Origin of the sequence: Verrucosispora sp. NA02020 (assembly GCF_013364215.1) — a bacterium.
Taxonomy (GTDB): Bacteria; Actinomycetota; Actinomycetes; order Mycobacteriales; family Micromonosporaceae; genus Micromonospora.
The window spans coordinates 3961801-3974254 of sequence record NZ_CP054923.1 but is presented as its reverse complement, the minus strand read 5'-3'; the positions used below and the strand labels follow the sequence as shown (position 1 = coordinate 3974254).

The 12454-nt window shown below is 71.2% G+C and carries 6 protein-coding genes; 3 read left to right on the top strand and 3 right to left on the bottom strand.

What is annotated here, in order from left to right; genetic code table 11:
- Positions 1-119 precede the first annotated feature (119 nt).
- The 3 genes from HUT12_RS17135 to HUT12_RS17125 form a co-directional block, all read right to left on the bottom strand.
- Entirely contained in the window at positions 120-1748 is a 1629-nt protein-coding gene (locus tag HUT12_RS17135) for an acyl-CoA dehydrogenase family protein (RefSeq protein WP_131052924.1), read from the bottom strand.
- A gap of 62 nt (positions 1749-1810) precedes the next feature.
- On the bottom strand, positions 1811-2701 hold the full coding sequence (locus tag HUT12_RS17130; RefSeq protein WP_176094020.1) for a bifunctional helix-turn-helix transcriptional regulator/GNAT family N-acetyltransferase: 891 nt from the start codon (positions 2699-2701) through the stop codon (positions 1811-1813).
- Positions 2702-2750: 49 nt separating this feature from the next.
- Entirely contained in the window at positions 2751-3959 is a 1209-nt protein-coding gene (locus HUT12_RS17125) for an MFS transporter (protein WP_254876858.1), read from the bottom strand.
- A gap of 454 nt (positions 3960-4413) precedes the next feature.
- On the opposite strand from HUT12_RS17125, the gene HUT12_RS17120 reads away from it, so the two are divergent.
- The 3 genes from HUT12_RS17120 (at position 4414) to HUT12_RS17110 (ending at position 12358) form a co-directional block, all read left to right on the top strand.
- Positions 4414-7155, top strand: coding sequence for a beta-L-arabinofuranosidase domain-containing protein (locus HUT12_RS17120; protein WP_176094019.1), 2742 nt, complete (start codon positions 4414-4416; stop codon positions 7153-7155).
- Positions 7156-7406: 251 nt separating this feature from the next.
- Positions 7407-9857 (top strand): glycoside hydrolase 43 family protein, encoded by a 2451-nt coding sequence (locus HUT12_RS17115; protein WP_176094018.1) that lies wholly within the window; start codon positions 7407-7409, stop codon positions 9855-9857.
- 95 nt (positions 9858-9952) lie between these two features.
- Entirely contained in the window at positions 9953-12358 is a 2406-nt protein-coding gene (locus HUT12_RS17110) for a family 43 glycosylhydrolase (protein ID WP_236145670.1), read from the top strand.
- Positions 12359-12454: the final 96 nt, after the last annotated feature.

Here is a 12454-nt window from a genome sequence, read left to right as displayed (position 1 = left end):
GGGTGCCCCTGAGGCGACGGTCAGCGCGCTCACGCGACCGGCATCGACGCATCAGAATCCCACACGCTCCGACGTGGACTCAACGACGCGCCGGACCGATTCGGTGGCGACGTCGGCGGTCAGGCCACCTTGGGGGTGGCCCGGTCGATGATCGCGGCGAAGTCGACGCCGGCCGGCAAAGTGCCGTACGCGTGCCCCCGGTCGACGCCGAGGCGGGAGGCGCAGAAGGCGTCGGCGACGGCCGGATGACCGTGGCGCACCAGCAGCGCGCCCTGCACCACCAGGGCCAACTGCTCGACCACCCGACGGGCCCGCACCTCCAGGTCCACCGGGTCGTCCAGGGCGACCTGGAGCTGGTGCACCGCCGCGTCGAGCCGGGAGTCCGCCCCGGCCGCCATGCCCACCTCGGCCTCGAACGCGGCCCGTACCTCGGGTTGCCCGGTCAACGCCCGCAGCACGTCCAGCGCGGCGACGTTGCCGGAGCCCTCCCAGATCGAGTTGAGCGGCGACTCGCGGAACAGTCGGGGCATCCCGGACTCCTCGACGTAACCGTTGCCGCCCAGGCACTCCAGGGCCTCGGCGGCGTGCCCCGGCCACCGCTTGCAGACCCAGTACTTGCCGACGGCCAGGGCGATCCGCTTGAACGCCGTCTCCACCGCGTCACCTCGCACGGAGCGGTCCGTCGCCCCGGCGAGGCGCATCATCAGCACGGTCGCCGCCTCGGACTCGACCGCCAGGTCGGCCAGGACGTTGCGCATCAGCGGCTGGTCGGCGAGATAGCGGCCGAAGGCCCGCCGGTGCGCCGCGTGGTGCGCCGCGGTGATCACGCCCTGCCGCATCCCGGCCGCCGCGCCGATCACGCAGTCCAGCCGGGTCAGGTTGACCATGTCGATGATGGTGCGGACACCCCGCCCCTCGTCACCGACCCGCCAGGCGACCGCGTCGTCGTACTCGACCTCGGCGGAGGCGTTGGACCGGTTACCCAGCTTGTCCTTCAGGCGCATCAGCCGCATCGGGTTGCGGCTGCCGTCGGGCAGCACCCGGGGCAGCAGGAAGCAGGTCGGTCCCTCCGGGGTCTGGGCCAGCGTCAGGAACAGGTCGCTCATCGGTGCCGAGGTGAACCACTTGTGCCCGACCAGTCGGTAGCTGCCGTCGGCCTGGGGGCGCGCGGTGGTGGTGTTCGCGCGGACGTCGGAGCCGCCCTGCTTCTCCGTCATCGACATGCCCGCCAGCAGTCCCCGCTTGCCCAGTGGCTCACGCAGCCCGAAGTCGTACACCCGGGCGGTGATCAGCGGCTCGTAGCGGTCGGCCAGCTCCGGTGCGTGCCGCAGCGCCGGCACCGCGGCATAGGTCATCGAGATCGGGCACCCGTGACCGGCGTCCGGCCGCCACGTGTAGAACCCCGCCGCGCGGGCGACGTGTGCGCCGGCGCGCGGGTCGGCCCAGGGCGCGGCGTGCAGCCCGTGGCCGACGGCGGTCCGCATCAGTTCGTGCCAGGACGGGTGGAACTCCACCTCGTCGACCCGGCGGCCGTAGCGGTCGTGGGTGCGCAGCGTCGGCGGGTGTTCGTTGGCCAGCCGACCGTGCTCGGCGGCGGCCTCGCCGCCCGCCAGTCGGCCGAGTTCATGCAGGTCTGCCGTTGCCCAGTCGGCGCCCTCGCGGGCCAGTCCGGCCAGCAGCGCCGGGTCGTCGGCGACGTCGTGACCGACCAACGGCGGAACCTGGTTGAACACCTCGTGCGTGGCCACGTGCGGGACTCCCCTCGGCGGTGCGGGCGCGAACCATCATCCAGTTTCCCGAGGCGGAGCCGTCAACCCTGGCCCGTGGCCGTCAGGGACTTGGCGAACCAGTGGTGCGCGTACGGGTTGGCGTTGTAGCGCGGGATCTCGTGGTAGCCCGCGCTGCGGTAGAGCCGGATCGCCTCGGTGAGAGCGCCGTTCGTGTCGAGGCGTACGGCGTCCGCCCCGCCCGCCACGGCGTGCCGCTCCAACTCGGTGAGCAACCTCCGGCCGACCCCGAGTCCGCGTACCGACCCGGACACCCACAGGCGTTTGATCTCGGCGGGCGCGCCGGGGTCGAAACGCAGTCCGCCGCAGCCCACCGGTTCGGTGGCGAGCGTTGCGACCAGGAACAATCCGTCCGGCTCGACGAGGTCGGGCTCGTCGTCGCCGCCCGGGTCGAAACCCGCCTCGAAGCGCTCGTCCAGCTCCCGCACGTACGCCCGCAGGCAGGCCCGCGCCCGGGGGTCGCGGGGATGACAGGGTGCGATGTCGACCAGTGACGCCATCAGCAGCCGCTCGACCTCGGCCATGGCGGCGGTGAGCCGGCCGCGCTGCCCGTCGGTCAGCGGCGCGAGCATCGACCAGGCCAACTCGTCGGACCTGCGGTCGAGCAGGTTCCACTCGGCGTGCCCGTCCTCGGTGAGGCGAGCGGCACGGACGCGCCGGTCGCCGTCGCCGGGACCGACCACGACGAGCCCGGCCGCTTCCAGGGTGCGGAGCAGCCGGCTCAGGTGACCGGCGTCGAGATCCAGCCGGGTACGCAGCGCGGCCACCTCGGCTCCGGCCGGACCGATCTCCCAGAGCAGCCGCGCCTGCCCCAGGGGCCGGTGGCGGGCGAGGTAGTCGTCGTCGAGTGCGCCGACCCGTTGGGTGACGGTGCGGTTGAAGCGCCGCACCACGTCGACCAGTCCACGATCCACGATTGCTGACTTTAGTCAGGTGATCTGGACCGCACCAGGACCGGCCCCGTCATCCGCGCAGCACCGGTGAGGCCAACGCGGTCAGGGCGGACACCGTGAGCGCTCCGGCGCAGCCGTGGAGCACCAGCGAGGCGTCCGCGATCTCGGCGACGGTGCCGAGCAGCGCCGTGGTCAGCAGCAGCGGCAGGCTCTGCACTAGTACCAGCACGGACTGCACCCGGGCCAGGTGTGTCGCCGGGGCGGCGGCCAGGATCAGCGGGCCGACGTGGGTGGCGAACAGGCCCGACCCGACGCCGACGGTGGCCGCGGCGGCGACCGACCATCCCGGCGCGCCGCCCACCGCCAGGGCGACCATCCCGACGGCGGCCGTCAGCAGTCCGGCGACCGCCGTCGCGCCCGGCCGGGATGCCGCGCCTCGCACCAGCACCGTCACTGCGACGACGGCGGTACCCGCAGCGAGGCCGGCGACGACCGTGCCGGTGGCCGACGGTGACCACGCGCGCTCGCGGGCCAGCAACGGCAGCACCAGGGACGAGACCGGCAGCAGGAACCCTGCGGCGGCTCCGGTGAGCAGCAACGTGGGGCGCAGGGCGGGGTGGGTGGCGGAGACGCGAAGCCCGTCCAGGGCGGCCCGCCACACCGGTGCCGCCTCCGGACCGGACGCGGATGCGTCGTCGGTCGACCGGTACCGGCGGTGGAGGGCGACCAGGATCGACAGCATCACCGCGAAGGTCGCGGCGTTGACCAGCGCCGCACCGGCCAGGCCGACCGACGCGAGGAGCAGACCGCCGAGGGCCGGGCCGGCGAACAGGGCCAGTTGACCGGCGAGCTGGCGTGCCGACATCGCGGGCGCCAGGACGGCCGGCGGCACCAGGCGACGCGGCATCGACCCGCTGCTGGGCAGGTGGAAGGCGTCCACCACGCCGGTGGCCAGGGCGGCGATCAGCAGCGGCGGGCGCGGGTCGGTCGACGACCAGGCGGCGAGGGCCAGCGACAGGGTCACCACCACCATCGCCGCGTCGGAGACGATCATGACGCGCCAGGGTCCGACCCGGTCCGCCACCGCACCACCGGCCATCAGCAGCAGCGCCCGGGGCAGGTTGATCGCGGTCAGCACCAGGGCGGCGAAGCGACCGCCGTACCCGGCCGCCACGAAGGCCATCGCGAACGCCAGGGCCTGTACGCCGACCAGGCTCACCGCAGTCCCGCCGAGCCAGGCCCAGTACGTGCCGGGCACCGTCGCCCGACCACCCGCCACTTTCACGTTCCCCCCCCGTCGACGGGACCGGCGGCGCCACCGGGTGCGGCGCCGGCCCGGCTTCCCGGCACGGAGAGTGCGGCCTCGACCGGGTCGAGGGTCAAACGGCTCCGCGGCTTCGCAGGCACCCGGCCGCAGGCGCGTTGCCGACCGGTTTCCGGTGCCATCTCCCGGAAATCGGAGGCTTGCGCACGTGTTAACAGACCGCTACGTTAGCGCTAACATCGAACTAGGTGCATAGGTTGTCGGACCTCGGCGGCAAGACGTCCGAGGCACCCACGTCGTCACGGACCGCACACGACGCCGCCCCCGTGACGGGTCCGCCCGTGGCCCGCCGCCGGGGGTTCGACACCGGCACCCCCCGCCCGGACATGGCCTCCCGTACGGCTCGACCGGCCGCCACCCCGCCCCCGGACGAGCCCGACCGACGCCCGTCCCGACTCCGGAGGTCCTGATGCCCCACCCGTCCCTGAACCGTCGTCACCTGCTCCAGGCCGCCGGCGTGGCGGCCGTCGCCGGCACCGTCGGCCCCGTGCTGGGCGGCCAGGCCGCAGGTGCGGCGATCCCTCCGGCCCGGCCCGACATCGGCGTCTCCGCGTACGCCTTCGACCCGGGTCAGGTCCGGCTGACCGCGAGCCGGTGGCTGGACAACCAGAACCGGACGCTGACCTACCTGCGTTTCGTCGACGTCAACCGGCTGCTCTACAACTTCCGCGCCAACCACCGCCTCTCCACCGGCGGCGCTGCGGCGCTCGGCGGGTGGGAGGCGCCGTCCTTCCCCTTCCGGACCCACTCCCAGGGGCACTTCCTGACCGCCTGGGCACAGATGTGGGCCGTGCTGGGCGACACGACGTGCCGCGACAAGGCCAACCTGATGGTGGCCGAGCTGGCCAAGTGCCAGGCCAACAACGCGGCGGCCGGGTTCAACACCGGATACCTCTGCGGCTATCCCGAGTCCGACTTCACCGCCGTGGAGAACCGCACGCTCAGCAACGGCAACGTGCCGTACTACACGATCCACAAGACCATGGCCGGGCTGCTCGACGTGTGGCGGCACATCGGCAACACCCAGGCCCGCGAGGTGCTGCTGGCGCTCGCCGGCTGGGTGGACTGGCGTACCGGGCGGCTCAGCTCCGCGCAGATGCAGGCCATGCTGGGCACCGAGTTCGGTGGCATGAACGCGGTGCTGACCGACCTGTACCAGCAGACCGGCGACGCGCGCTGGCTGGCCGCTGCCCAGCGCTTCGACCACGCCGCCGTGTTCAACCCGCTCGCCGCCAACTCCGACCAGCTCAACGGGTTGCACGCCAACACCCAGATCCCGAAGTGGATCGGTGCGGCCCGGGAGTTCAAGGCGACCGGCACCACCCGGTACCGCGACATCGCCGGCAACGCCTGGAACCTCACCGTCAACACCCGCACCTACGCGATCGGCGGCAACAGCCAGGCCGAACACTTCCGGGCACCGAACGCCATCGCCGGGTACCTGCGCAACGACACCTGCGAGCACTGCAACACGTACAACATGCTCAAGCTGACCCGGGAGCTGTGGCTGCTCGACCCGAACCGGGTCGCGTACTTCGACTTCTACGAGCGGGCGCTGCTCAACCACCTGATCGGGGCGCAGAACCCGGCCGACGCCCACGGCCACGTCACCTACTTCACGCCGCTGCAACCGGGTGGCCGTCGCGGCGTGGGTCCGGCCTGGGGCGGCGGCACCTGGAGCACCGACTACAACTCCTTCTGGTGCTGCCAGGGCACCGGCCTGGAGAGCAACACCACGCTGATGGACGCGATCTACTTCCACAACGGCAGCACGCTGACGGTGAACCTGTTCATGCCGTCGGTGCTGACCTGGTCGCAGCGCGGCATCACCGTCACCCAGTCCACCAGCTTCCCGGCCGGCGACACCACCACGCTGACCGTCACCGGCAGCGTCGGCGGATCGTGGACGATGCGGATCCGCATCCCGGCCTGGACGCAGGGCGCGACGGTCAGCGTCAACGGCACGGCGCAGAACATCGCCACCGCACCGGGCACGTACGCCGCGCTGACCCGCAACTGGTCCTCGGGCGACACGGTGACCGTCCGCCTGCCGATGCGGGTGGTCGCGGAGCCGACCAACGACAACTCGACCGTGGTGGCGCTGCGGTACGGCCCGGCGGTGCTCTCCGGCAACTACGGCAACACCGCGCTGTCGGCGCTGCCCGCCCTGGTGACCGCCTCGGTGACCCGCACCAGCAGCACGGCGCTCACCTTCACCGCGACCGCGAACGGCGCCACCGTCAACCTGATCCCGTTCTATGACGCGCACGGCCACAACTACACCGTCTACTGGAGCGCCGGCGGCCAGGGCGGCACCGGTAGTGCGACGTTCCGGCTGGTCAACGTCGCCAGCGGACTGGTCCTCGGGGTCGAGAACATGTCCACCGCCGACGGCGCCCCCGCGCTGCAGTGGGGCGACACCGGCACCGCCGACCACGACTGGCAGCTCGTGGTCGACGGCGCGGCGGTGCGGTTCCGCAACGCCCACAGCGGCAAGGTCCTCGGCGTGCAGGACATGTCCACCGCCGACAACGCCCAGGTCCTGCAGTGGGGCGACACCGGCACCGCCGACCACCGGTGGACGGTGGTGGACGTAGGCGACGGCTCCCACAAGATCCGCAACGGGCACACCGGCAAGCTGCTCGCCGTCCTCAACGGCTCGACGGCCCAGGGCGCCCGGGTGGTGCAGGACCCGGACAACGGCACGCCGGACAACCAGTGGCGGTTCCTCCCCAACGGTGCGCGACGGATCCAGAACGTGGGCAGCGGCCAGGTGTTGGGCGTGCAGAACATGTCCACGGCCGACGGTGGTCTGGTGATCCAGTGGGGCGACACCGGCACCGCCGACCACCTCTGGACCGCGCTCGTGGACAGCAACGGCTACCTGCGGTTCCGCAACTCGCACAGCGGCAAGGTGCTGGGGCTGGAGAACAGCGGCACCGGGGCCGGCACGCGGGTGGTGCAGTGGGCCGACAACGGCGCGGGAGCCAACCGATGGCGGCTGCGGTACGGCTCCGCCGGCGCCTTCCGGATCCAGTCCGGCACCGGCGGTCGCGTTCTCGGCGTCAGCGGTTCCTCGTCCGCCCAGGGGGCCCAGATCGTGCTCGCCGACGACACCGGCGGCAACGCCAACCTCTGGCGGTTCGTCTAGCCAGGACGGTGCGGGTGTCGAGGCGCGTCAGAGCCACCCTCGACACCCGCACCGGACGGCCCGGCCCATGGGAGCGCGCCCAGTACGCATCGACGACGGTGTTACGCGGACATTTCAGACGAGTATCGCGGAAACTCTTGACGATCCATGTTAGCGCTAACAAGCTAGGGGCCCGTCACCTCGCCTCTGGAGCTCGTATGCAGGTGTTCGTCGGCTCTCGCACGCCCCGCCTCCGGCCCCTCCTCAGACGGATGCTCACCGTCGGCCGTCGCGCCCCGGCCCAGCGGTCCCGCGCCGCGATCCGGCGTCGGCGGGCCACCGCCCTCACCGCGACCGCCGCGCTGCTCGGCGCCGGACTGGTCACCACCGGCGGCACCGCGCAGGCCGCCGAGCCCTGGTCGCCCCGATCGTCGTACACCTCGACCGACCGGGGTGACGGCACCTACACCGTGCCACTGCTCCGGGCAGACGTGCCGGACATCGGCGTCGAACGGGTGCCGGCCGCGGAGAACGCCGAGGGCCGGGACATCTACTACATGATCAGCACCACCATGCACCTGAGCCCGGGTGCGCCGATCATGAAGTCGTACGACCTGGTGAACTGGGAGATCGTCAACTACGTCTTCGACCGGGCGAGCATCGGCGACTCGTTCTCGCTGCGCAACGGCCAGAACTCGTACGGCCAGGGCCAGTGGGCGTCGTCTCTGCGCTACCACGACGGCATGTTCTACGTCGCCTTCAACACCAACAACCTCGGCGGCGCCTACATCTATCGCACCGACGACATCGAGAACGGCGCGTGGCAGCGCACGGCCCTCGGTCGCGGCCTGCACGACCCGTCCCTCTTCTTCGACCACGACGGTACGGCGTACATCTTCTACGGCAACGGAAACATCAGCGCGGTGCGGCTCAACTCCGCACTGACCGCCGTCGTGCAGGACTACCCGAACGTCTTCACCGCCAACGACTACGCCGGCCGGCCCTTCATCGGCGGACTCTTCGAGGGCGCCCAGTTCTACCACATCAACGGCTACTACTACGCCGTCATCATCACCTGGCCCTCCGGCCAGGGACGTCAGGTCGTCATGCTCCGTTCGCCGGAGCTGCTCGGGCGCCACACCTCCGAGGGCGGGGTCAACACCTACGAGGCGCGCGGCGTGCTCAACTCCAACGGCTTCGCGCAGGGCAGCCTCGTGCCGATCGCCCGAGAGGGTGGTCAGACCGACTGGCACGGCATGTTCTTCCGGGACACCTTCCCGATCGGCCGCATCCCGGCGCTCATCCCCGCGACCTGGTCCGAGGACGGCTGGCCGACCTTCGGCACCAACGGTGTGGTGCCGGTGGAGGGCGCGTTCGCCAAGCCGATCGCGCTCAGCCCGGAGCAGGAGCGGTTCGAGCGGCAGAAGTCCATCGTGGTCTCGGACGACTTCGCCAACGACGCACCGCACAGGGCGTACATGGACGAGGAGTGGACCGCCCCGACGCCGGAGATCGAGGAGGAGATCAGGCCCAACGGATCGCGGCTGGACATGGCCTGGGAGTGGAACCACGCGCCGGACAACCGCCACTGGTCGCTGACCGACCGGGCGGGCTGGCTGCGGCTGACCACCGGCAAGGTGGTCACCGGCGGCTACGTCTACACCAAGCTCTCCAACCGCGCCGAGCTGGCCTGGTTCGAGGAGGCCCGCAACACGCTGTCGCAGCGGACCTTCGGGCCCCGACAGTCCGTCGAGACCAGGATGGACATCTCCCGGATGACCGACGGCGACGTCGCGGGTCTGGCCGCCTACAACCGGGGCTTCTCGTACGTGGCGGTCAAGCGTGCCGGTGGGGTGAACACGCTCGGCGTGGTCAACCGGGGGCAGCCCTTCGCCGTCGACCTCGACCAGGCGACGCTGGAGAACTTCCTGCCCGGCACGACGGTGCCGCTCGGCGACGCGACCGAGGTGCACGTGAAGGCGGACCTCGACTTCGCCTCGCCCACCGGGCAGCTCTGGACCACGTTCCACTACAGCCTGGACGGGGTGACCTGGACGCAGATGGGCAACCGGGTGGGTCCGCAGACGCTGGACGGCAGTCTGGCCCACTTCATGGGGCACCGGGTCGGCCTGTTCAACTACGCCACCCAGCAGACCGGTGGTCAGGTCGACTTCGACCACTACCTGCTCAGCGACACGCTCACCGCGCAGAACCGGCCGTTGGACACCGGCGCGCTGGACGCGGCCATCGCGTACGCGGCCACGCTCGACGAGTCGGCGTACCCGGCCGACGCCTGGGCCGCCATGCGTGCCACGCTCGCCGCCGCCACGACGGCCCGGGCCGGCACGTTCGGCACCCAGAACCAGATCGACGCGCCGGAACGGGCGCTGAGCTACCAGTTGGCCCGGCTCGGGGTGCTGCGCAGTGCCACACTCCCGGTCACGGTGACCGCCCAGACGCGGTGCGTCGGCGGTAAGGCGTACGTGGCGGTGCAGGCCCGCAACGACCACGACGCTCCGGTGGACGTGGTGCTGGAGAGCGCGTACGGCCGGCGGTCGGTTCCGGACGTGGCACCGGGTGCCCACGCGTTCCAGCAGTTCGCCGCCCGCGGCGCCGCCGCCCCGGCGGGTACGGCGACCGTCCGGGTGACCGGGACGGTCGACGGCAGGGACGTGACCACCGTCCGCACCGCGGCGTACCCGGCCACCACCTGCGGCGGCTGATCCCCACCCATCCGATCTGCCCCGGAGCCGGTTCCACGCCGGTTCCGGGGTGCCGATGAACTCCCCTGCCCGTTCCACTTCAAGGAGGACATCTCGTGACACCGCGTCCACGAACGGGGGCCCGCCGACGGGTCGCCGCCATCGCGACGGCCGGCGTGATGCTCGCCGGATTCGTCGCGGCGGCACCGGTCCAGGCCGCCGACACGAATCTCGTCGTCAACGGCGGGTTCGAGAACGGCCTGGCGAACTGGTTCGTCAACAACGGCAACGCCACCGACAGCGCGACCCTCTCCCTCACCACCGACGCCTACTCCGGGTCGAGCGCGGTGCGGGTCACCAACCGGACGACCACCGGGTCCGGTCCGATGCAGGACCTCTCCGGCAAGGTCCAGGCCGGGCAGACGTACACGTTGAGCGCCCGACTCAAGTACGAGAACGCGGCCTCGCCCGCGACGAAGCAGTTCTTCGCCACCATGCACTACGGCGGCTCCACCTACACCAACCTGGTGAGCGTGACGGCGACCCGGGGACAGTGGGCGCACGTCAACGGGCAGTTCACCATCCCGGCGAGCCAGGGCGTCGGCACCGCGCGCCTGTTCTTCGAGACCCCGTGGACGAGTGACCCGGGCGCCGATGCGAACCTGCACCTCATGGACTTCACGCTCGACGACGTATCGGTGGTCGGCGCCGCGCCGCCGCCGCCCGCGTCCAAGACCATCGAGGTGGTCGGCAAGCTGCCCGGTGAGCACAACCCGTTGATCGGCCACAAGTTCGGCGCCGACGGGTACGGCTTCGTCCACGACGGCCGGGTCTACATGTACATGACCAACGACACCCAGGGGTACGCCCCGAACCCGACCACCGGTGTCTCGCCGGGCATCAACTACGGCGACATCAACCAGATCACGGTGATCTCCACGACCGACATGGTCAACTGGACGGACCACGGTGAGATCCAGGTCGCCGGGCCGAACGGCGTGGCACCGTTCACGAACAACTCGTGGGCGCCGGGCATGGCCAAGAAGATCGTCGACGGGCAGGAGAAGTTCTTCCTGTACTACGCCAACGGCGGCGGCTCCAGCAACGTGATCACCGGTGCGTCGCCGGTGGGCCCGTGGACCAGCGAGCGCACCAGCACGCTGATCGACGGCCGCACCCCGGGTGCCGAGGCGGTCGCCTGGAAGTTCGACCCGGCGCCGTTCGTGGACGACGACGGCGAGGCGTACCTCTACTTCGGCGGCGGTCCGGCGGCGACCAGCATGCCGGCGGCCGAGCGGTTCAACAACCCGAAGAACCTGCGGTCGATCAAGCTCGGTGACGACATGGTGTCGACCGAGGGCACGGCGGCGGTCGTGGACGCCCCGGTGGCCTTCGAGGCGGCCCAGGTGTTCAAGCGCGACGGCAAGTACTACCTGTCGTACTCGTCGCACTTCGGCGGCAACGACTTCGGTGGCAACCAGACGCCGCTGCCCGGGTACCCCGGCGGCGGTCAGATCGGCTACATGATCTCCGACGACCCGATGGTCTGGCCGAAGGAGACCTACGCGGGCGTGCTGTTCCCGAACCAGTCGCAGTTCTTCGGCACCGGCACCGGCGGCAACAACCACCAGTCCGCCTTCGAGTACGAGGGCAAGTACTACTTCACGTACCACGGCCCGACGCTGAACAAGCGCATCAACGGCAACACCACCCAGGGCTACCGCAGCCCGCACATCCAGGAACTCAGCTTCAACGAGGACGGCACCATCCGGCAGGTGGTGGGCGACTACGCCGGTGTCGACCAGGTCCGGAACTTCGACCCGTACCGGGTGTTCGAGGCGGAGACCTTCGGCTGGAGCAAGGGCATCGCGACCGTGAAGATCGACGGCGGGTCCGCCCAGTTCGGCGACGAGGCACCCAACCTGGTCGTCCGTGACATCGACAACGGCGACTGGACCGCGCTCTCCTCGGTCGACTTCGGGGCCGGGGCCAGGAGCCTGACCGCCAAGGTCCGGCCGCTGGTGGCCGGCGGATCGATCCAACTGCGGCTCGGTGACGTGACCGCCCCGGTGGTGGCGACCATCCCGGTCGACGGGCCGATCGGCGAGTGGACGGAGCTCAGCACCGAGCTCGACGGCGTGGCCGGCGTGCACGACGTGTACTTCACCTACGCCGGACCGGCGGGTGGCGACCTGTTCGAGATCGACACCTGGGCGTTCGAGGCGGCCACCGCCGACCTGCCGGTGACGGTCAGCGCGCAGACGCGGTGTGTCGGCGGTAAGGCGTACGTGGCGGTGCAGGCGCGCAACGACCACGACGCTGCGGTGGACGTGGTGCTGGAGAGCGCGTACGGGCAGCGGTCGGTGTCGGCCGTGGCGCCGGGCGCGAGCGCGTTCCAGCAGTTCAACAGCCGGACGGCGGCGACGCAGGCAGGCACGGCGACCGTCCGGGTGACCGGGTCGATCGACGGCAGGGACGTGACGACGGTACGCACCGTCGAGCACCCCGCTGCCACCTGCTGATCATCCCTACCCACTGTCGATCACGAGTGACGCGGAGATGCAGATGAGAACGGACAATCGCAGGCGGCTGTTGGCGGCGGGTGCCGCCGGGGCCCT